At 60.3% G+C, this 20,690-nt stretch carries 20 protein-coding genes and 1 pseudogene; 13 read left to right on the plus strand and 8 right to left on the minus strand.

The features are described 5' to 3' along the window. Window positions 1-9: 9 nt before the first annotated feature. The 8 genes from trbE to IC762_RS04780 all read left to right on the plus strand — a co-directional run bounded on the left by trbE (window position 10) and on the right by IC762_RS04780 (window position 8,023). Window positions 10-2,451 (plus strand): conjugal transfer protein TrbE, encoded by a 2,442-nt coding sequence (gene trbE, locus IC762_RS04745; RefSeq protein WP_195787484.1) that lies wholly within the window; start codon window positions 10-12, stop codon window positions 2,449-2,451. After that, the gene (gene trbJ / locus IC762_RS04750; protein ID WP_195787485.1) at window positions 2,448-3,176 is read left to right on the plus strand and encodes a P-type conjugative transfer protein TrbJ; all 729 of its coding nucleotides are present in this window, start codon (window positions 2,448-2,450) and stop codon (window positions 3,174-3,176) included. Before trbE ends, trbJ begins: the two co-directional genes overlap by 4 nt. Then, a complete protein-coding gene (gene trbK-alt, locus IC762_RS04755) occupies window positions 3,176-3,532 on the plus strand; it encodes a putative entry exclusion protein TrbK-alt (RefSeq protein WP_195787486.1) in 357 nt (118 codons plus the stop codon). Before trbJ ends, trbK-alt begins: the two co-directional genes overlap by 1 nt. Before the next feature lie 7 nt (window positions 3,533-3,539). Beyond that, window positions 3,540-4,766 carry a P-type conjugative transfer protein TrbL gene (gene trbL / locus IC762_RS04760; protein WP_195787487.1) on the plus strand — a complete coding sequence of 409 codons (1,227 nt, stop codon included), beginning with the start codon at window positions 3,540-3,542 and terminating at the stop codon, window positions 4,764-4,766. A 93-nt stretch (window positions 4,767-4,859) separates the two neighbouring features. Beyond that, window positions 4,860-5,543, plus strand: coding sequence for a conjugal transfer protein TrbF (gene trbF, locus IC762_RS04765; RefSeq protein ID WP_195787488.1), 684 nt, complete (start codon window positions 4,860-4,862; stop codon window positions 5,541-5,543). Next, a complete protein-coding gene (gene trbG, locus IC762_RS04770) occupies window positions 5,540-6,565 on the plus strand; it encodes a P-type conjugative transfer protein TrbG (RefSeq protein WP_433995873.1) in 1,026 nt (341 codons plus the stop codon). Before trbF ends, trbG begins: the two co-directional genes overlap by 4 nt. Further along, window positions 6,562-7,773, plus strand: coding sequence for a TrbI/VirB10 family protein (locus IC762_RS04775; RefSeq protein ID WP_195787489.1), 1,212 nt, complete (start codon window positions 6,562-6,564; stop codon window positions 7,771-7,773). The genes trbG and IC762_RS04775 overlap by 4 nt, the downstream gene beginning before the upstream one ends. 4 nt (window positions 7,774-7,777) lie before the next feature. Beyond that, window positions 7,778-8,023, plus strand: coding sequence for a DUF2274 domain-containing protein (locus IC762_RS04780; protein WP_128918413.1), 246 nt, complete (start codon window positions 7,778-7,780; stop codon window positions 8,021-8,023). On the opposite strand, the gene IC762_RS04785 is transcribed toward IC762_RS04780, so the two are convergent. The 3 genes from IC762_RS04785 to IC762_RS04795 all read right to left on the minus strand — a co-directional run bounded on the left by IC762_RS04785 (window position 7,990) and on the right by IC762_RS04795 (window position 10,477). Beyond that, window positions 7,990-8,949: a LysR family transcriptional regulator gene (locus IC762_RS04785; RefSeq protein ID WP_195787490.1), complete on the minus strand. Its 960-nt coding sequence runs from the start codon at window positions 8,947-8,949 to the stop codon at window positions 7,990-7,992. The two genes, IC762_RS04780 and IC762_RS04785, sit on opposite strands and share 34 nt — an antisense overlap. An 82-nt stretch (window positions 8,950-9,031) precedes the next feature. Then, a complete protein-coding gene (locus IC762_RS04790) occupies window positions 9,032-9,664 on the minus strand; it encodes an acyl-homoserine-lactone synthase (protein WP_195787491.1) in 633 nt (210 codons plus the stop codon). An 84-nt stretch (window positions 9,665-9,748) separates the two neighbouring features. Then, on the minus strand, window positions 9,749-10,477 hold the full coding sequence (locus IC762_RS04795) for a LuxR family transcriptional regulator (protein WP_195789997.1): 729 nt from the start codon (window positions 10,475-10,477) through the stop codon (window positions 9,749-9,751). 311 nt (window positions 10,478-10,788) lie between these two features. Here IC762_RS04795 and IC762_RS35195 point away from each other — a divergent pair. Then, window positions 10,789-11,037 (plus strand): annotated as a pseudogene (locus IC762_RS35195) (dihydrolipoyl dehydrogenase); the annotation flags it as partial. Window positions 11,038-12,072: 1,035 nt separating this feature from the next. On the opposite strand, the gene IC762_RS04800 reads toward IC762_RS35195, so the two are convergent. The 3 genes from IC762_RS04800 to IC762_RS04810 are packed head-to-tail and all read right to left on the minus strand — an operon-like array spanning window position 12,073 to window position 15,256. Next, a complete protein-coding gene (locus IC762_RS04800) occupies window positions 12,073-13,056 on the minus strand; it encodes an efflux RND transporter periplasmic adaptor subunit (RefSeq protein WP_246801424.1) in 984 nt (327 codons plus the stop codon). Continuing rightward, window positions 12,972-13,190 (minus strand): DUF1656 domain-containing protein, encoded by a 219-nt coding sequence (locus tag IC762_RS04805; protein ID WP_195787492.1) that lies wholly within the window; start codon window positions 13,188-13,190, stop codon window positions 12,972-12,974. The genes IC762_RS04800 and IC762_RS04805 overlap by 85 nt, the downstream gene beginning before the upstream one ends. After that, on the minus strand, window positions 13,187-15,256 hold the full coding sequence (locus IC762_RS04810; protein ID WP_195787493.1) for an FUSC family protein: 2,070 nt from the start codon (window positions 15,254-15,256) through the stop codon (window positions 13,187-13,189). The genes IC762_RS04805 and IC762_RS04810 overlap by 4 nt, the downstream gene beginning before the upstream one ends. Before the next feature lie 90 nt (window positions 15,257-15,346). On the opposite strand from IC762_RS04810, the gene IC762_RS04815 reads away from it, so the two are divergent. Beyond that, a complete protein-coding gene (locus IC762_RS04815) occupies window positions 15,347-16,285 on the plus strand; it encodes an AraC family transcriptional regulator (RefSeq protein ID WP_195787494.1) in 939 nt (312 codons plus the stop codon). Here IC762_RS04815 and ribB read toward each other — a convergent pair. Further along, the gene (gene ribB, locus IC762_RS04820; RefSeq protein WP_195787495.1) at window positions 16,244-17,320 is read right to left on the minus strand and encodes a 3,4-dihydroxy-2-butanone-4-phosphate synthase; all 1,077 of its coding nucleotides are present in this window, start codon (window positions 17,318-17,320) and stop codon (window positions 16,244-16,246) included. The two genes, IC762_RS04815 and ribB, sit on opposite strands and share 42 nt — an antisense overlap. Before the next feature lie 142 nt (window positions 17,321-17,462). Then, the gene (locus IC762_RS04825) at window positions 17,463-18,086 is read right to left on the minus strand and encodes an Lrp/AsnC family transcriptional regulator (protein ID WP_195787496.1); all 624 of its coding nucleotides are present in this window, start codon (window positions 18,084-18,086) and stop codon (window positions 17,463-17,465) included. 608 nt (window positions 18,087-18,694) lie between these two features. Between IC762_RS04825 and IC762_RS04830 the strand changes: the two genes are divergently transcribed. From IC762_RS04830 to IC762_RS04840, 3 genes are all read left to right on the plus strand, one after another. Then, window positions 18,695-19,048, plus strand: a complete 354-nt coding sequence (locus IC762_RS04830; protein WP_183233617.1) for a VOC family protein — start codon at window positions 18,695-18,697, stop codon at window positions 19,046-19,048. 90 nt (window positions 19,049-19,138) lie between these two features. Next, window positions 19,139-19,663, plus strand: coding sequence for a flavin reductase family protein (locus IC762_RS04835; RefSeq protein WP_195787497.1), 525 nt, complete (start codon window positions 19,139-19,141; stop codon window positions 19,661-19,663). Between the two features lie 114 nt (window positions 19,664-19,777). Further along, window positions 19,778-20,647 carry a branched-chain amino acid ABC transporter permease gene (locus tag IC762_RS04840; protein ID WP_092215465.1) on the plus strand — a complete coding sequence of 290 codons (870 nt, stop codon included), beginning with the start codon at window positions 19,778-19,780 and terminating at the stop codon, window positions 20,645-20,647. The last annotated feature ends 43 nt before the right edge of the window (window positions 20,648-20,690 follow it).

Here is a 20,690-nt window from a genome sequence, read left to right on the forward strand (position 1 = left end):
TTCTCGGTCATGATGAATCTCGCCGAATATCGCCATTCCAGCGCGCGCCTGGCGGACTTCCTGCCTTGGGCAGCCCTTGTCGACGAAGGAATCATCCTGAACAAGGACGGCTCGTTCCAGCGGACAGCAAAGTTCCGCGGACCCGACCTGGATAGCGCAGTGCCGGCTGAACTCGTCGCCGTTGCGGGTCGCTTGAATAACGCCTTGCGTCGCTTGGGATCAGGCTGGGCCGTATTCGTCGAGGCGCAGCGTCATTTTGCTGGGACCTACCCGCCTAACTCCTTTCCGGATGTCGCGTCTGCGCTGGTTGACGCGGAACGCAGGGCGCAGTTCGAGGAGGCGGGTGCCCATTATGAGTCCAGCTACTTCCTGACCTTACTCTATCTGCCTCCAGAGGAGGGGGCCGCCAGGGCAGAGCAACTACTTTACGAAGGTCGCGACCGCACCGTCGGAGCCGGCTCGCGCGAGGTGCTTCGCGGGTTTATCGATCAAACAAACCGTGTGCTTCAACTCGTCGAAGGGTTCATGCCGGAATGCACCTGGCTCGATGATCAGGACACGCTGACTTATCTGCACTCGACGATCTCGACCAAGCGTCATCGCGTTCGGGTGCCCGAAGTTCCCATGTACATCGACGCACTCTTGGCCGACCAGCCGTTGACCGGAGGGCTCGAGCCGATGTTGGGTTCAGCGAACGTGCGGGTTCTGACGATCGTCGGCTTTCCGGGCGCGACGACCCCGGGAATTCTGGACGACCTGAATCGCCTGGCGTTTTCGTATCGCTGGTCGACCCGCGCGATCATGCTCGACAAGGCCGACGCCACCAAGCTGCTGACCAAAATCCGCCGCCAGTGGTTCGCCAAGAGAAAGTCCATCGGCGCCATCCTCAAGGAAGTCGTGACCAACGAGGCATCGACGCTGCTCGATACCGACGCTCACAACAAGGCGATAGATGCCGACGCGGCTTTGCAGGAACTGGGGTCGGATCAGATCGGACAGGCCTTTGTCACGGCGACCATCACCGTGTGGGACGGCGATCCCGGTGCAGCCGACGAAAAGCTGCGGCTGGTCGAGAAGGTCATTGAGGGCCGCGATTTCACCTGTATGATCGAAACGGTGAACGCCGTCGAAGCCTGGCTCGGCAGTCTGCCCGGGCACGTCTACGCCAACGTGCGGCAGCCACCAGTTTCGACCCTCAACCTCGCCCATATGATTCCGATGTCGGCCGTGTGGGCCGGCGAGGCGAGGGATCTGCACTTCAAGGGTCCGCCGCTCCTGTTTGGGAAGACCGAGGGATCGACCCCATTTCGATTCTCGCTCCACGTCGGCGACGTCGGCCATACCCTCGTGGTGGGGCCGACCGGTGCCGGCAAATCGGTGTTGCTCGCGCTAATGGCGTTGCAATTCCGTCGTTACCCGAACTCGCAGGTCTTTGCGTTCGATTTCGGTGGTTCGATCCGGGCGGCCGCGCTCGCCATGGGCGGCGACTGGCACGATCTCGGCGGTGCGTTGTCTGACGGGGACGAAAACCCCGTCGCGCTGCAACCTTTGGCCTGGATCGACGATTCCGCCGAGCGCGGATGGGCGACGGAATGGACTAGCGCAATCCTGGCGCGGGAAAAGGTCGAGATCACGCCGGAGGTCAAGGATCATCTGTGGTCGGCGCTGACCTCTCTCGCCTCGGCGCCGAGGGAGGAACGTACCCTCACGGGCCTGTCAGTTCTGCTGCAATCGAATTCCCTGAAGCGAGCACTGCAACCCTATTGCCTCGGCGGTCCCTCCGGGCGCCTGCTTGATGCTGAATTCGAGCGCCTTGGCGAGGCCTCGGTCCAAGCGTTTGAGACTGAAGGTCTGATCGGAACGAGCGCTGCGCCGGCCGTGCTGGAGTACCTCTTCCATCGTATTGGGAATCATCTCGATGGCCGGCCGACGCTCCTCATTGTCGATGAGGGGTGGTTGGCCCTCGACGACGAGGATTTTGCTGGCCAAATCCGGGAATGGCTGAAGACGCTACGGAAAAAAAACGCATCCGTCATCTTCGCCACCCAGTCGCTTTCGGACATTGATGGCTCCGCGATTGCGCCGGCTATCATCGAAAGCTGCCCAACGCGATTGTTGCTGCCGAACGAACGGGCGATCGAACCGCAGATCACTGCCATCTACCGCCGTTTCGGCCTCAATGACCGCCAGATCGAGCTTCTGAGCCGGGCAACGCCAAAGCGCGACTACTATTGCCAGTCTCGTCGCGGCAACCGGATGTTCGAGCTTGGCCTTGGTGAGGTTGCGCTCGCATTCACCGCAGCCTCTTCCAAGACAGACCAGGCCGCCATCTCGCAACTCTTCGCCGAACATGGACCCGATGGCTTCGTGCCTGCCTGGCTTCAGCACCGTGGCGTCGCCTGGGCGACAGATCTGATCCCCAATCTCGTCAATCTGAAGAAATCGCTATGAGACCTCTTGGCCTATTGGCGACCACGGCCGCCTTCGCGCTGCTGCTTGGTGTTACGCTGCCCGCACGAGCGCTGATCGTCTTCGATCCCACCAACTACGTCCAGAATGTCCTGACGGCCGCGCGGGAACTCCAGCAGATTAACAATCAGATCACCTCGTTGCAGAACGAGGCGCAGATGCTGATTAATCAGGCAAGGAATCTGGCAAACCTGCCGTATTCATCGTTGCAGCAACTTCAATCATCGATCCAGCGCACCCAGCAATTGCTGGCCCAGGCCCAGCGCATTGCCTACGACGTGCAGCAGATCGATCATGCCTTCTCGACAAGCTACGCGCCAGCGACCAGCAGCCAATCGAACCAGTTGCTGATCTCCAACGCTCAATCGCGATGGCAGAATTCCTATGCCGCAACGCAAGACGCACTGCGCGTTCAAGCGGGCATTGTTGGCAACCTCGACACCAATCGCATCCAGGCGTCCGCGCTTGTAACGTCTAGCCAAGGCGCAAGCGGCGCGCTGCAGGCAACGCAGGCTGGCAATCAGATTCTCGCACTGAACGCGCAGCAACTCGCCGACCTCACCGCTGTCGTGACGGCGCAGGGCAGGGCGCAGAGCCTTGAAGCCGCGCAACGCGCAGCGGCCCAGGACCAGGGCCGCGAACAGCTTCGGCGGTTTCTTATGCCAGGGCGGGGCTATCAGTCATCCAACGTGCAGATGTTCCACTGATGACCGACATCCGGGCATTCAAAGCATTGTCGTTGCTTACGACAATTGGCGTGTTGGTCGTCACCGCCTGCACGATCCAGCTTCGCGGCGGAGACGGTCCTCTGCCGCCGAAAGCGGAGCAGACGACAGATGCAAGCAGCTCAGACCTCGCGCGCTGCCGCAGCGTCACGTCGGAGCAAGCAGAGAGTTATGAGCGTTGCAAGCAAGTCTGGGCCGAAAGCCGCCGTCGCTTCTTTGGCAAGAAAGACGGTGTCGCAGTTCCAGGCCACGCCGATTCCACCGCAGGCGTGGTGCTCGGTCCAAAGGATCAAAGCCGGATACCGCAGGGATATCCGAATCTGGCGCCCCTGAGGTGAGCAAGCCATGACTGGTACGGGGATCATTGACCAGTTCCTTGAAACGTTCACGCGTTATATCGATAACGGATTCGGATTGCTGGGGAGCGAGGTCGGATACCTCGCAACGACCCTTGCTGCGATCGACATTACGCTCGCAGCGTTGTTCTGGAGTTGGGGAACGGACGAGGACATCATCGCGCGCCTCGTCAAGAAAACGCTCTTCGTAGCGGTCTTTGCCTACCTCATCGGCAACTGGAACAGCCTGGCGCGCATCGTTTTCGAAAGCTTTGCCGGTCTTGGGCTGAAAGCATCAGGCACGAGCCTCTCCGCATCGGATTTCCTGCGGCCGGGAAAGATCGCCCAAGTCGGACTTGATGCCGGCCGACCGTTGCTCGATTCGATCTCAAACCTGATGGGGTACATCAGTTTCTTTGAGAACTTCGTCCAAATCGTCGTTCTCCTGTTCGCGTGGGTCGTGGTGCTGCTCGCCTTCTTCATTCTGGCGATCCAGCTCTTCGTCACCCTGATCGAGTTCAAGCTCACGACACTGGCCGGCTTCGTGCTGATTCCCTTTGGCTTGTTTGGCAAGACCGCCTTCGCGGCGGAGCGCGTTCTGGGCAACGTCATTTCCTCGGGAATCAAGGTCCTGGTCCTTGCTGTCATTGTCGGCATCGGCTCCACCTTGTTCTCGCAGTTCACAACTGGTTTCGGCGGTGGACAGCCGACCATCGAAGACGCGATGACTCTGATGCTCGCGGCGCTCTCCTTGTTGGGCCTCGGCATCTTCGGTCCGGGTATCGCAAACGGCCTGGTGTCAGGCGGACCTCAACTCGGTGCCGGCGCCGCGATTGGAACAGGCCTTGCTGCTGGCGGCATTGTTGCGGCGGGCGCAGGTCTTGCCGCCGGCGGTGCTGGTCTCGCTGGCGGTGCGGTTGCAGGCGCCGCGCGCGGTGGCGGCGCCGTCATAAGCGGAGCATCGGCCGCCTATCGAAGCGGCGGCCTTGCCGGCGTGGCAGAGGCGGGCGCTTCGGCTGCAACGAGTCCATTGCGTCGAGCAGCTACTGCCTTCGGACGTAGCCAAGCGGGCGATCAAGGCGCGAGCGCCGCGGCCGAAGGACAGCCTGATTGGGCTCGCCGCATGAAGCGCGCTGAGACCATTCGGCATGGTGCCTCGGCCGCTGGCAATGCCGTCCGCTCGGGCGATCATGGTGGCAGCGGCTCCTCCGTCGATTTGTCCGAAGGAGAACACTGAGATGCACCTCTGCATCTCCGCCGCACAACAGCGCCTCAAATCCACCCATCGCAAGACTTGAAACCGATCACTCGATATCAGGGGCAATCATCGATGTTCAAACGACCATCAGTTCACTACGGGCGCATGCCCGAGCCGATTACGCCTTATCAAAAGGCCGCGCAGGTTTGGGACGAACGCATTGGATCGGCGCGGGTGCAAGCCAAGAACTGGCGTCTAATGGCGTTCGGCTGTTTGATGCTGTCGTCCGGTCTCGTTGGCAGCCTTGTCTGGCAATCGAGCCAAGGATCGATCACGCCTTGGGTAGTTGAAGTCGATCATCTCGGCCAGGCCCAGAGGGTCGCGCCTGCCAACATCGACTATCAGCCCACTGATGCGCAGATCGCCTACCATCTGGCTCGCTTTATCGAGGATGTCAGAGGTCTGCCGGCCGATGGTATCGTTTTGCGCCAAAATTGGCTCCGGGCCTATGATTTTACAACCGATCGCGGCGCCGCTGGGCTCAACGACTATGCGCGCAACAACGACCCTTTCGCCAAGTTGGGCAAGCTCCAAATCTCCGTCGATGTATCGAGCGTCATTCGTGCGTCTTCGGAAAGCTTTCGGGTCGCGTGGACCCAGCGTGTCTACGACAATGGCTCGCTGAGTTCGACCGAGCGCTGGACCGCGATTCTCACGATCGTGATCGAGACGCCACGCGATGCCGAACGCCTACGTAAGAATCCGCTTGGCGTTTACGTCCGCGCCATCAACTGGTCAAAGGAGTTGAGTCAGTGACCAAGACGACGTTTGACGATCATTCCACCCTGCAAAGCAGGCTCGATTCGGCTTGGCCCGAGTTCGTGAGCTCGAAGCGTGCATTTCTGTCCGCTCTTCTGCTTTGTTCGTCGGCGCTCGGCGGGTGCGCGACGTACATCCCGCCGGAGATCAGTTATGACGCTGACGTTCCTCCCTTACCGGCGACGCCAGTGGCTCTCGACGACGGATCGCGACCGCTTCACGTTCCACCCCTCTGGAAGCCCGCTCTCGGCGGCAAGTCGGGAGGGAAGGAAGACCCTGAACCCGTGAGCCGGGTTGAGACCGCGAACAGCGCAGCCCGGGTCGAACCGCGCAAGCGGGGGTATTTCAACGCGGCGCAAGTCTACGCCTACAGTCCCGGGGCGCTCTATCAGATTTACGCCGCGCCGGGGCAGATCACGGATATCGCGCTCGAGGAGGGAGAACAGTTGACGGGATCAGGGCCGATCGCGGCCGGAGATACCGTCCGCTGGGTCGTCGGCGACACCGAAAGCGGAAGCGGCGACACACGGCGGGTCCATATCCTGGTCAAGCCGACCCGAGCCTCGATCGAGACCAACCTGGTGGTCAATACCGATCGGCGTACCTACCTGATCGAGCTCCGCTCCCGCGAACGGCCATACATGCCGTCTGTTGCCTGGTACTATCCAGAAACTACACGGGAACGATCGCGCTCGGTCGCTCTGAAGCCCGTTCTTCCGGATCCGGCGCAGCGCATCTCCCGCTATGCCATCGAAGGGGACAGTCCTCCTTGGCGGCCGCTCGCCGCATATGATGATGGCCGCAAGGTCTACATCGAATTCCCGGCGGGGATCGTGCAAGGCGAGATGCCTCCGCTTTTCGTCATTGGTCCAGACGGCAAGACCGAACTCGTCAACTATCGCGCCTACGGCAACGTGTTGATCGTCGATCGGCTGTTTGCGGCCGCCGAACTGCGGCTTGGTCGTGAACACCAGCAGAAGGTTAGGATTGTCAGGACCGACGGGAGGCCGTCGTCATGAATACCCGGAACGAAGCCGATCACCAGCAAGGTACTCCGCCGGCTACACCGGAGGAACAGTCCAGGAGCTTCCGCTTGAGAGCAGAGCATCCGCGCGTGACACGGCTGTCGCGGAAGGTCTTGGCCGGCGGGAGCGCGGTTGCCCTGCTTGTCATCGGCGGAGCGGTCTTGTGGTCGCTGCAGGGCAATCGTTCCCGAAGCCAGGCGGCCGATGAGCTTTACAGCACTGACCATCACAATGTCGCCGATGGCATTACGACGCTGCCGAAGGACTACGCTGGCGTTCCGCGCCAGCCGATTCCGCAGCTTGGTCCGCCGCTCCCCGGGGACCTCGGTCGACCGATCCTAGCTGCTCAGGGGCAGTTGCCGACGAGCGGAGCTGATCCGGACCAGCAGCGGCGGGATCAAGAGACCGAAGCAGCCCGCATCAGCCATCTGTTCGCTTCGACCAATGGACGAGAAGTGCGTCCGTCCTCCGCTGCGGCTGTTGGCAGCGAGCGCGTCGTGTCGCCGAGCGCAACGAGCACTAGCGACGATGGATCTGCGCAAAGCGGTCAGGACCACAAGCTTGCCTTCGTAAACGCCTCCGTGGACCGTCGCACGGTAAGCCCTGACCGCGTCACCAAGCCCGCTTCACCCTACATCGTGCAGGCTGGAACGGTCATTCCAGGGGCGCTGATCACTGGGATCCGATCGGACCTGCCAGGCCAAATTACCGCGCAAGTTACCGAGAATGTTTTCGATACGCCGACCGGCCGCTTCCTGCTTGTGCCTCAGGGAGCGCGTCTGGTTGGCATCTACGACAGCCAGGTCGCTTTCGGGCAGTCCCGAGTCCTGCTCGTCTGGACCCGGGTGATCATGCCGAACGGACGTTCAATCGTTCTCGAGCGGCAGCCTGGCGCCGACACTGCCGGGTATGCCGGTCTTGAGGACCAAGTCGACAATCACTGGGGCGAGCTGTTCAAGGCTGCGGCGCTATCGACGTTCTTGGCAGTCGGGACGGAACTAGGAGCAGGTTCCGACACCAATAGCAACGACAGCACCATCATCCAGGCATTGCGACACGGCGCCTCGGACTCGCTGAATCAAACCGGACAACAGGCGGTTCGGCGCAGTCTCAACGTCCAGCCTACTCTGACCGTGCGACCTGGTTTTCCAGTTCGCGTTCTCGTCAATCGTGACCTCATACTTGTGCCATACGGAGGGTAACGCCATGCCCAAGCTTAGAATAGGAGCGCTGCCCGACGACAAGCCGGTCAAGGTCGCCACTGAGCTTCCAGCGTCAGTGCATCGAGATCTCGTCGCCTATGCAGAGGCCTTGGCGCGCGAAAGTGGGCAGCGTATCGACCCGGCAAAGCTGATCGCGCCCATGCTGGCGCGCTTTATGGCCACGGACCGTGGATTTGCAAAAGCGAGACGATCTGGTCATTCCCCAAGAGCCGGCGAGGGTGAGGGATAGCGTTCTGCCAACAGATTGAGGAAACGCTTCAGAGCCGGATTCTCATTGTCGTCGCGCCAATGCGCATAGAAGTCCACCCGGCTTGGTCCCGCTCCGTCCTGCAACTCCCGGTACACAAGGCCAGCGAAGCTTGCACCAATATCCGATTCCATAGCCAGACTAAGTCCCATGCCCATACTCGTCAGACTCTTGATAATGCCACGGCTTACGTCATGGCGTTCTACCTTGGGCCGATCGTCGGCCAATACCAGCTTCGAAATCAAGAGATCCTCGAGCTCTCGTCCTGGATCATATTCACTTAGAAGGATCTTTTCGTTACGCAAATCGGTCCAATAGATGATCTCGCGTGTTGCAAGGCAGTGATCCTGCGGCAACGAGATCAGGATGCGTTCGCTCCAGAGCAATAGTGATCTTGTGTCCTTTGAAGGTAAACGTCCAGGGCTAACGACAACGTCGACGGTTCCGCTACGGAGGGCAGTCATCAGACGGAAGTGTGAGCGTTCCATCGTTGCCAGTTCAAGCCCGGGGAACAGCTTCTTAAACTCACCTATCGTCGCTCGCAAATTGCCGGTGGACATGGATGTGAAGAAGCCTACGACAAGATGCCCAGTATCGCCGCGACCACCGGACCTTCCGGTGTCAACGAGCATATCGACCTGCTCCAGAATCAGTCGTGCAATGCGCAAAACTGCGCGGCCGGTCAACGTAGGCTTGATTCCCCCACTTGAACGCTCAAACAGTGAAGCTCCCACGAGGTGCTCAAGTTGGACGATAGCACGGCTGAACGCGGTATGTTTGATTGAAAGCGCCTCTGCGGCTCGTCGAAAACTTCCATGGTCAGAAGCGGCAACCGCAAGTCGAAGCTGTTGCAGGTCAACAGCTCTCGCCGCGTTCCGCTGACCGTTCCTAGTTTCAATTTCCGTCATGTTTATAGCTCGGTAGCGAACCGCAAGACGCGGCGTCCCCGCTCTAGGCGGGAACGGGCATATCGTACTGGCCTGCATTGTTCTACGCGGCCGCGAAAATTACTGGCGTCCAAAGGGCCGGTGCCGAAAGCCCGCCGGCTCTACGAAGGGTGACCAGAGTATCGCGCGAGATCTCGAGGTAACCCGCCACGGCTAAGGTGTTGCCAATTGCGGAAGGATTGCCAATGCGCCGCAGGGGCCAACCCGCTCGTCTAAGGATTCGCTCCATACGGACGTCTGTGACGGTAACGATGTCAGTGAGTTGTCTTGAGAGCCCGAACTCTACCATTCCCGCAAATAGCTCGTAAACAGCACGAGTAAGACCGTGATCCCCCTTCGGGGCATCGGCAGCAACATCGATCGCGAATCTACTACTTTCCCAAACGAGAGGAGTTGACGGCGCAGGTTGACCTTCGAGAAGCGTAGGGAAGGTGTCGCAAAGCATGGTCGGGCCAAGTGTCGGGAGGAGGCGTACGGAGCCTTGCACCTGCCCGTTGTCACATAGCTGGACTAGGTAAGCGGGATGCAGTGCATCGAAATCGTCGATCTCCATGTCGCCGCTGGTTTGAACGTCCCATGCCATGCGAAGTTTGAAAACGCGATACCGTAACCGATGCATTTCGGCAAGTGTCTCGGCGAACTGTCCATATAAGGACGGTGTGATTAGCTGAATCATAGTCCCTCCAACGGTGTACATCGTCACCTTTGGAGCGGATCACGCGTCTTAAGTCAGTACCTGTAGTTGTAGGGGGCTGCGCCCCTAATTTTGCTGTTTTCTTTTCACAGCGGCTAAGCGGGCTACCGCTTGCACAATCGTCCGAACACCAAGCTTTTTCTTCGCGCCTTCTAGGTAGAAGGCAACTGTGTTGCGCGAGATGCCGAGAATGCAACCAATCTCCCAAGCGCTCTTGCCCCGAGCTGCCCACTCCAAGCATTCGAACTCACGCGGTGATAGGCGTGCCCCCTCTATATCGTCTACGTTCACCAGCTTTCGGCGGGTATGAGCATGGAAATACATCGCCATAAGCTGAAGAACGCGTTCATGCGATTCAATGAACCGTTCGAATTGCGGGCGGTTCTGGTCCACGGCAAAGGTCAATGCAGCGATGGGGCCGTGGCCGTCGTGAATGGGCACCGTAAAGCCAAATCGGATTCCGAATTCCGCGGCCTCTTCGAAAAGCCGATGCTGTGCTTTCGATGTGAACTTCGAGTTGAAATTAACCCCCCACCGAAAGGGCTCGGGGTTTCGAAGAGCTTCTCCGATGACGGGATCAAGCACTTGATAATTATTTCGTAGATAGTGTGCTACCCACCGCGATGGATATGTAGAGATTAGGCGCGGTTTGACTTTGCTTGAGTGCTGGAGGGCTAGATAGGCAAAACACGATAGGTCCAAAGCGGTCGCTGTGTCCGCCATGGCTTTGGAGAAGTCTTGGAGATCTTCTGCGGTCGCTAGGAGATCAATGAAATTTTGAAAGATGCGGTGCATCGCTGCCAAGCAAGCCGTGCATGGTGCGAGAGCAGAGATCTCGCCCAATTCGTTGATTGTGCCCACAACAAGTGACCAAAGAGCCGCGCTTCGAGGCCGGTGAAGTCAAGGCAAAACCCTCTTGTACGAAACACCACAACGTCGTGCCTCGTACATTTTGTCTTTGCCTATTCTCATAACGCCCCCGGCATTTTGTGCCGAAATCGCAGCCGTCACCCCCAAAGCGCCGAATGTGATGCGGCTATGCAACTGGCCAGGAGCCTGCATCTGCCGGGACACTGCGTTGACCGGCCAGAAAGGCCAGTTTGCCGACCAAGCCAATCATCGACCAAGAGACTCACCGGATCATCGGCGGTGTGATTGTTGGCCCGCAGGCTGGCGACATGATCGGAGAACCTGTCCGGCGATCGAGATGGGCGCCGATGCAATTGATATCAGCAAAACCATTCATCCGCATCCGACGTTCGGAGAAACAATAGGCCTAGCTGCCGAAGTACGAAGGTGTTTGCACGGATGTGTTGCCGGGTGCGAAGAGGTTGACCAAGCGCGCGAGCCACTAGAAATTCAAAACATGAACTGCATCAGGTGTCTCGCTGCCGATCGTTCATATGGGACCCGAATATGGCGGGAACTCCTCGGAGGGAGGTCAAGGTACCTTTGAGCGTTCAGGAGGAGGAATTTGCCGCGGCATGTCGATACGTCGTTCTGGAGAGAAGACCTGATCTAGCAGCATCCATCGTCATTGTAGACAGCCAGCTCAGGATTGGGAATGACCGCATGTTCGGTCGCATTTGTAGAACTCGGTCTTGCCAGATTGGTGCGAGTTCTACATCTCGCAATCGAAGGCAAGGCGATGGCGCTGGAAAAAGTGCCTAGGCTCCTGTTCGACCTGTCGAGTTTCAGAAGAAAGACGCTCCGCGCGCTAAGTAGAGACGATCGAGGACAGCACCTCGGGAAATAGGCGCGATTTCGTCAGCGCGCGATTTAAAGGAATGGACACTCATCATCGCAACGCGAACCCAGGCAGTAATCCTCGGCAGAACCCTCGGCGATTGGGAACTCTGAATTGCAAAAGCAGGTATGGCGGCGCGGGCATTGCGAGATCTGAGCCGGGCGATGAAATGAGCTGTTCTGGACGTGCGGAGCCTGGTGATCGGGACCCTTCAAGTTTCGCGCGCGCTTTTTGGTGCAGTCGAAATCGTACCTCGCGTCAAATGCCGAAAATGGCGCTGAGAGCTGCGGACTTCAGCACAAAATGCGGTCTGATGTGCACGACAGTATTGCTGCTGGATGTCGCTCGTTAGATTTCCGCGATCGAATTCCGCACTCGGCGTTTGCGAAAGATATCCGATCTTCGTTTCCTCCCTCTACTTGGCTCGGCGCGATCGGCGGGCCCTTTATCAAGGTCTGGCTACATCTGGTGCCGCGGCGAAACGGCGTTATTTCGCGATTCTTGCTTGCGCTTACGGTAACAAACGCTAGTTGTTTCAATGCTCCGGACCAGACTACGAATCTGAGGGTCGGATGTTCGAATCGTTCCGGGCGCGCCATTCGGCTTTATTTTCATTAGATTTTCTCGGCGCCGGCTGAGCGCGTTACCGTAAAACGCCCATGGTGTTTGGCGGTGCGTTGCGGTTTCCAACATTGACTTGCACCGTCGCAGTCGTTCCGACGATCAGGCGATCGACATCATTGCGCGGGATGCGGATCCGAACCGGAATGCGCTGGGCGAGCCTGACCCAGGAGAACGATGGATTGACGCTGGCGAGCAGGCTGGACCCTAAACTTCGATCGCGGTCCTCGATTCCGCCAGCGATACTCTCGACCCGACCGCTCAGCGTCGTTCCGCTCATCAGTTTCACGTCAACGGCGTCACCGAGGTGGATCCGCGGGATCTTGGTCTCCTCGAAATAGCCTTCGACACGCACGGTGTCGATGTCGATCAGCGCCATGATGCCGCGCCCCGCGGCGAGATAGGTGCCGGGCCGTAAATCGAAATTGGTCACGCGGCCGTTCGCGGGTGCCCGGATTTCGGATCGATCGAGATCGAGCCGCGCGATCTGAAGGTCGGCCACGGCCTGACCATAAAGCGCCTTGGCTTGCAAATCCGTAGCGCGGATCGTCTCGCGCTGTTGCTGCGACACGACACCTTCGCTCAGCTTCTCGTATCGTGCGCGGTCGCTCGCTGCCTTCTCCGCGGCGGCTTCGCGGTTGGCCAGAGACGCCTCTGCTTGTTGGACGGCGAGGCGGAAACGGTCGGGATTCAGCCGCAGCAAGATATCACCCTTGCGGACGACCTGATTGTCCCGGACCAGCACCTCGTCGATCAGCCCGGAGACATCGGCGGCAACGGCGATGATGTCGGCGCGGACGCGGCCGTCCCGTGTCCATGGCGCCGCCTCATAATGCTCCCACATGCCGATGCCGACCGGTGCCGCGACGCTCACCATCAGGACAGTGAGCATCATGCGGGGAAACATCGAACTCATCGTTGTCATAGCGGCAGCTTTCCCAGAACAGCGTAGAAGATCTTGGTCAGAATGACGAAGACGGCGAAGTCGAACAGCGCGGGGTGCCACGCATACCTTCGAATATGGACGCCGATGAATTTGCGGTTGGCCGCGGAGGCGATAAAGCAGGCCGCGAGCGCACAAGCACAGGCCAGCGCTAACGTCGGAACGTAGACGCCGGCAATGGCGATTTCCTCGTTCATGGCATGGCCTTGATGGACAAAGCATGAGCATCCGGAAACATCGTCCGACGCAGGCCGATCAGCGCGAGCGTTCGCTGCTGGCGGGCGGTCGTGTCTTTGCGCGTGTCGCACAGCGCGTTGTCGATCGCGGCCAGAAGGGCGCGCGCATCGTCAGGCTTCAGTTTCGCGTTGCCGCGGGCCAGCCAGCGGAATGCCTGCGACAGCATCGGCAGAAGCTGCTGGAGGCCAGGGTCGCTGCGCGCGTCCTCGTGCACTGCGGCTTGCCTGAGCGCGAGCAGATCGAGTCCGATTTGCAGCGCGGCCAAGGGACGGGCTTCCACCGCGATGTCCGTCGTCGCGCCAGCCAGCCGAGGGATCACCAGGCCGAATCGATCAAGCATGATGCTGGTCCATCTGGCGCGGCTCATCGGCCGCCGTGCAGCAGCCAGCCTCGCCAGATCGGACCAGCCGTGGCGCAGCAGACGCTGCGCCGCTCCCGATGCCGACAGTGAACGCAGCAATCGAATTGCGATGAACGCTGTGAGAAGTCCGATCATCGCAGCCGCATTGCTATTGATGAACAGAGCGAAGTCGGCGCTGAATTTGTTCTGGAGGTCGAGCGCGCTGATCAGTCCGAGACCGAGCGCCAGCGCCTTGATGAAATGCCGGGGATTGGCCTGCAGATAGCCGATCACCAGAAAGGTCGGCGCCAGCGAGAACACCAGCATCGGAAAGCCGGTGATGGCCGGGAAGATCACGAACAGGTAGATCGCGGCGATCGGTAGGCAGGCCAGCGTCCAGAGCGCGTAGGAAATCAGCGTTGGCGCGGGATCGTCGAGGCTGCTGTAGAGCGCCGCGGCGATGGCGGCGATTTGCGTGGCGACGCCGCCTTCCGGCCAGGCCGTCGTGATCCAGACCGTGCAGCAGCCGAGCACGGCGACGCCAAGAGCCACGACCGACAGAACGGCAAGGCCGGGATCGCTGTGCAGGCGTCGCCTCACGTGTCGATCCCGCAGGCCAGCTTGGCTCCAAGTGGCAGGGTGAGCACCGCTGTGCAATGCGCGCGACAGGTTTCGCGCGGCAGCCAGCGCTTCGATCAGCGTGGCCAATCTGGCCGCGGTTCCGGCCTCGATCAGCCGATCCCATTCGCTGCGATCGTCGCAACAGGTCGCTTCGAACGATGTGCACTTTCTGATCAGTTCGTCGGAAGTGGCCGGTGATCGCTCCGGCGCACGTGTCCAGTCGGCGAGTTCAGACAGCAGTTGGTTCAACTCGGCCGAGCGCCGCTCTCCCAAGGCGGCGAGTCCGTCCTCCACCGACAGCAGCATCGGCAAGACCAATGCGAGCTGGTCCTGCACGGCACCGATGGCGCGCAGGTCCGGCTTGCTCGCGGCGGTGTCGTAGCGCAGGTGCGTCGACAGGATCTCGATTTGCGTGATGTCCGCAGCGAGCTTCCAGCGTCCCGTATTCGGTGCCTTGTCGACGCGCGCGCAGAGCACATCGGTGGTCCGGGCGAAGGCGTCCGACAATGCGGCGCAGAGGGATTTCAGCACAGGAGTAGTGACGTCGCTCGGGAACAGCAGGGTGTGCACCAGGGTCGCACAGCCGATGCCGAGCAGGATCTCCTCGACACGCGACAGCGCGGTCACAAATACCATCGCCGGAACGTTGACGCTCGAGAACGCGATTGTCGTCGCGGTGTAGCCTGCCAGCAGGAAAGCATAGCTGCGCGGCGTGCGGTCCTGCAAGGAGATATAGAGGCAGAGTCCGGCCCATGCGGTAACGGCAACCGACAATAACGCGGGTTGATCGACCAGGATCGGGACCAGCGCCAGCGCCACGCAGGCGCCCAGCAATGTCCCGACAAAGCGGTAGACGGCTCGTGACCGAACCGCGCCGGCGAACGGCTGTGCGGTCAGATAGACCGTGAGCATCGCCCAATACGGCCGCTCCAATCCGAGCCGGAAGGCAAAATAGATCGCGAGCATTGCCGCGATGAAGGAGTTCGCCGAGAACAGCGCCCATTTCGGATCGAGCTGGCCGGGTGCTGCTGTTGCGAGAAGCCGAGACAGAAATGGTGAAGGCATGATGTGATCGTCCGTGAGGCACGGAGACCATAGGCGTTGCTGCGTCGAGAGAATTTCGTTATTCTGCCAATTAATTGCTAAAGGATGACAATGCGCGGCACGCTCTATCAGCACTATCGGCGGTTCGATCCTGACATTTTGGACCGTCCGATCGTGGCCGGCATGGTGGATACCCGGGAGCAGGAGGACGAACTGCCGGTTCACATCCATCGCAAGGGACAGCTCGTCCTCGCCCAGCGCGGCGGCGTGACGTGCGAAGTGCCGAGCGGCCTGTGGATGGTCCCGCCGCGCTGCGGCGTCTGGATTCCCGGCGGTATGCCCCACAGCAATCGCGTCAGCGGCAACGCCAGCCTGCTGTTTCTCTATGTGGACATGGATGCGGCGAGCGTGCCGCAGGAATGCTGCACGCTGTCGATCTCACCGCTGTTGCACGAGCTGATCCATCGGATGGCGACGCTGCCCCCGCTCTACGATCCCGACGGCCCGCCCGCGCAGATCGCCGCGGTGCTCCTCAACGAGTTGATCGCCATGCCGACCGAACGGCTGCATCTTCCGATCACGCGGAGTTCGAAACTGCGTATGATCGCCGATGCCTTGATGGACAATCCGGCCGACCGTAGGACCGTGGCGGAGTGGGCGCAAGCCGTCGCGCTCGGCGAGCGGACGCTGATGCGCATTGTGCTCGCCGAGACCGGCATGACCTTCAGTCGCTGGCGTCAGCAGCTTCAGATCATCGTCGCCATCCAGAAATTGTCTGCTGGCAACACGGTTCAGTCCGTGTCCGAGGCGCTCGGCTACGAGTCGGTGAGCGCGTTCATCACCATGTTCAAGAAGGCGCTTGGCAAATCGCCGGCGCGCTACTTCTCCGAGCGGGAGGCCGGCCAGACTGGCCCGGGGGAGACCTGCCGCGAGACGAACTGCAAGCTTCGCCGGATGCCTGAGGTGCGGGACGCGCTCAATGGACTTTCGAAACGCGGATGGCTGGAGTTAGAGCGCTTCGTTTCGGACGATCTCGATGCCGAAGCCTGACAGTCCCTTGAAGTGATGCGTCGACGACGTGAGGTGACGGATGGAGCTGATCTTGAGATCCCGCAGGATCTGGGCGCCGACGCCGATCTCGCGCCATTGCCGATTACGGTCGTCTTCGCGCGAACTGATCGGGCCTAGCGGCGCAGGCGGAACGCCCGCCGCGCCGTCGCGCAGATAGACGAGCACGCCGCTGCCATTATCCTTGAAGCGTTGCAGAATGACGTCCATCTTGGCCTGTTCCTGACCCGAGAACAAATCGCGCAGGATGTTGGGTTTGTAGAAGCGCGTGAGGACGTTGGTGCCGTCGCCCAGTTCTCCGTAGATATAGGCGACGTGATGAATGGGGTCGAACGGCGAGCGATACGAATAGCCCTGGAGCGGGCCGATCGAGCTCTCCGCCGTGACGCTCGAGACGCGCTCGATCAGCGTCTCGCGGGCCTGCCGGAAGCTGATGAGGTCTGCGATGGTGACCTGTTTCAGCTTATGCTTGTCGGCGAACGCCGCGACTTGCGGACCCTTCATCACCGAGCCATCGTCGTTCATCAGTTCGCTGATGACACCGACCGGCTCGAGACCTGCCAGTCTGCACAGGTCGACGGCGGCCTCGGTGTGACCCGAGCGCATGAGTACGCCCCCTTCTTTTGCGATCAGCGGGAAAACGTGTCCCGGCCGGCAAAAATCGCCGGCGCCGACGTTGGGGTTGGCGAGTGCACGGCAGCACGAGGCCCGCTCTTCGGCCGAGATGCCCGTACCGTTATCCGGCCGGTAGTCCACTGACACGGTGAACGCCGTGGTGTGAGCCGAGTCGTTGTTGACAACCATCGGGTCAAGCCGCAGGCGTCTCGCGTCTTCGAGGGTAATCGGAGCGCAGACGATTCCCGATGTATGGCGAATGATGAAGGCCATCTTCTCAGCCGTACACCGCGAGGCGGCAACGACGAGGTCCCCTTCGCCCTCGCGATCGTCGTCGTCGGTGACCACGACGATTTCGCCGTCGGCGAGCGCCTGCAGGGCCGCTTCGATCGATCCCGTCATCTCGGTCGCTCTCCTCGCTGGAACCGACGGGTGCTCGCGTTGGGTCGTGTGCAGATTGTCAGGCTCGCAGCGCCGCTCGAGCACTCTGCCGATCTTAACTTCACCATTATTGCCAACTGGCCGGAGCCCATGGCGGGGCGCCTCATAGCCTTTCCACGCTGTAGCTGGGACGATTGGTGTCGAGCCCGATCGGCGCATCGGACAGCAAAGGACTGGTTGGGTCGTATCGGGGTCTTGGTGAGCGCTCCAGAGGGCGCGAGGGGGTGGCGCAAGCCTTGACGGTGACCGGCCGATTGGCGTCGATCGGCAGCACGGTCTTGTGCGAAATGCGCTTGAGGGCCAGATTTGATCGAATGCTGCTGACGCCGGGAATGCGGGATAGTTTGTTGACAATCAGGTCTTCGAGATCTTCGATGTCGGCCGCCATGACGCGGAGCATGTAGTCGCTCTCACCGGTCATGAGATAGCATTCCATTACCTGGGCCAACCGGTCGATGGATCGGGTGAAATTCTCGAGGGACGTCTGGACCTGCTTTTCCAGCTTGATCTGGATGAAAGCCGTTACACCAATGCCGAGCACGGCGGGATCGAGAAGGGCGATCCGTCGATCGATCACGCCGAGCTTTTCCAGTGTTCTGACGCGTGCCAGACACGGCGACGGCGAGAGATTGACGCGTGATGCGAGCTCGACATTGGTCAAGCTCGCATTCTGCTGGAGCTCGTTGAGGATCTTGATATCTATTCTGTCGAGAGAGGTTGTCGACATCGCGTATCTCCCAAGTATGGCAGTCTTCTGCGGCGCGTATCACCGTCGTTTGCGGGGTGATGACAATCGCGTGGTAAAAGCTAACCGCAATTGCGCTTGTGGGATTTCGACAAATCGTCGATTTGTATCGAAAAACCGTCAACCTTCGCGTTGTGCATTGCGATCAAAAGGTTAGTTGCCTACTTCCGATACATTTTTTGCCTATGCGATATGCAGGCCGACGTTGATCCACGGATTCGGTCAAGATGTAATGCCCGCCGCTCCATCGATTGGCTCCCCGTGTCACTTGACGGGACGTGCAGCAGAGCTGGATGTCGAGAGCTGCCCTATTTCGTACAACCGCCTGTCGTCGCTGTGGCTTCGGTCCCACGTCGCTGACCACGCCGCGGGCGTTGCGCGAGACAAAAGGTTCGGCAGCAACGACGCCCACCTCGTCAATCAGAAAATGGCAAAGATCGGCCGGATGCAGAGTTGGATCTAGCGACTCGACGAGTCGTTACAGCATAAAATGCTGATGAAGCTTCTGTGACAGGCGTTGTTCAAGCAGTAATGCTGAGAGGCTCGGGCGACTATCCACCCACGATCGCACTTGGGTAGCGACGGTTTGGATGTCGAGCGTGAAACTGAAGCAAGTCTATTTGACAGCGAACGATCCTGGACGCCTGGCCGAGTTCTACGAAGGCCTGGGTCTGAAGGTGCGCTTCGCTGATCCCGGCAAGTGGATCCAGTTCGTGAGCGATGCGGCTGCGTTCTGCGTCGCCGGACCGACGGAGTCGGTCTCGGACCAGCTGCAAGATGCTGTTCTTGTCTTCGATGTCGATGACCTCGATGCCGCCATGGAGCGTGCCGCAGCCATGGGGGCGCAAGTCGGCGCTGTCCGGGACATGGAAAGTCACGGCCGTGCGGTGAAGGTGCGGGATCCGGGCGGTAACGTCATCCAGTTCTATCAAGCAGCCGGATAGCTCAGACGTTCACCGGGGCAGCGCTGCATGCCCGGACTCACAACCAGACAAAGAGGGCGCATCCATCCCATGAATCCAAGGGTCGTAGCCATGCCGTCCGCAACACCGCCGCTGTCCGAAACGAGCCCACTCGATGCCGCAGCATTCCGTGCTGCGATGCGCAGCGTGCCGGGCACCGTGTCGATCGTCACGACAGGCCGGGCGCCGAACCGCCATGGTCTGACACTGACGGCGGGCTGCTCACTGTCGGCGGCTCCGCCCAGCGTGCTGGTTTGCGTCAATCGATCTGCCGGTGCGCACGACACCATTCTCAGCAGTGGGTCGTTCTGCTGGAATATTCTAGGGGTCGAGCATCGCGATCTGGCGCTCAAGTTTTCCGGGCAGGACGGCAGCAAGGGCGATATCCGCTTCGGTGACGGTGTGTGGTGCGATCTCAAAACCGGAGCACCAAGTCTGGTCGGCGCGGTCTGCAGCTTCGATTGCCGCGTGGTGAATGCTTACAGCGAGAGTAGTCACACCATTTTCACTGGAGAGGTGGTGGCTCAGACCACGAGGGCCGGATGTGAGTCGCTCGTCTACATCGACGGATGTTTCGCCGCGCCAAAGGCGGTCTGAAACACAGGACGACGTCAGGCGCCGCTACGTTTCCGCTACAGCCAAGATGGAACCGATCAGAATGCAAGGAAGACGAAGACTTTCTATCGCGCATCCATCGGCGGCCGGTCGCTGATGCTGTCGCTCTGGCTCAATGTCATCGCCGGCGGGGTGCTCATCGGGCTGGTTTACGGGCTCGTCGCGCTCGGTCTCACCATCATCTTCGGCGTCATGCGCGTGGTCAATTTCGCTCATGGCGAGATGGTCGTGTTCGGGATCTACATCGGATACTGGACCGTTCGAATCTGGGACATCCCGATCGTTTTAGCCGCCGCGATCGCCGCGGTCGTCATGTTCGTGTTCGGCTATCTGCTAGAGACGCTCGTCGTGAAGCGGTTCGTCAATCGGCCGCATCATTATCAGTTCATCGTCTTCATCGGCCTCTCACTGCTTTTCAGCGGCGTATTGCTGATGTCGTTCGGTCCGGATCCGCGGCCGACGGCGTCTCAGTTGTCCTTCCAGACCGTGAGCGTGGGACCGCTCACCTTGGATTGGGCCCGCATCCAGGCGGCCGCTACGGCCGGACTGCTGATCGCCGCACTGGGAGCCTATCTGAAGTACTCCGCATTCGGCCGATCGCTGCGGGGCGCCGCCAATAATCGACTGGGCGGACTGGTGGTCGGGCTGAATATCCCTCGGGTCTATGCGGTGACCTTCGGCATCGGAGCCGCCTGCGCTGGCGTCGCCGGCGCATTGATCTCGCCGCTGTTCGATGCGCAGCCCTATCTCGCCGTCGACTTCACGCTGCTGGCCTTCGTGACGGTGATCGTCGGCGGTCTCGGCAGCTTCGGCGGCGCTCTTCTGGGCGGCCTGACGATCGGGGTCGCCGAAGCGATCGCGGCCTTGATGTTCACGCCGTCGATGAAAACAGCACTCCCTTACGCGCTCCTGATCATCATCCTGATTTTCCGTCCGAGGGGGTTTTTCGGTGCAAAGGACATCTGATCAAGCCAGCGACACCAAGCGTTGGGGTGCCGGCGCTCTGGTC

Origin of the sequence: Bradyrhizobium genosp. L, from assembly GCF_015624485.1 — a bacterium.
Classification (GTDB): domain Bacteria; phylum Pseudomonadota; class Alphaproteobacteria; order Rhizobiales; family Xanthobacteraceae; genus Bradyrhizobium.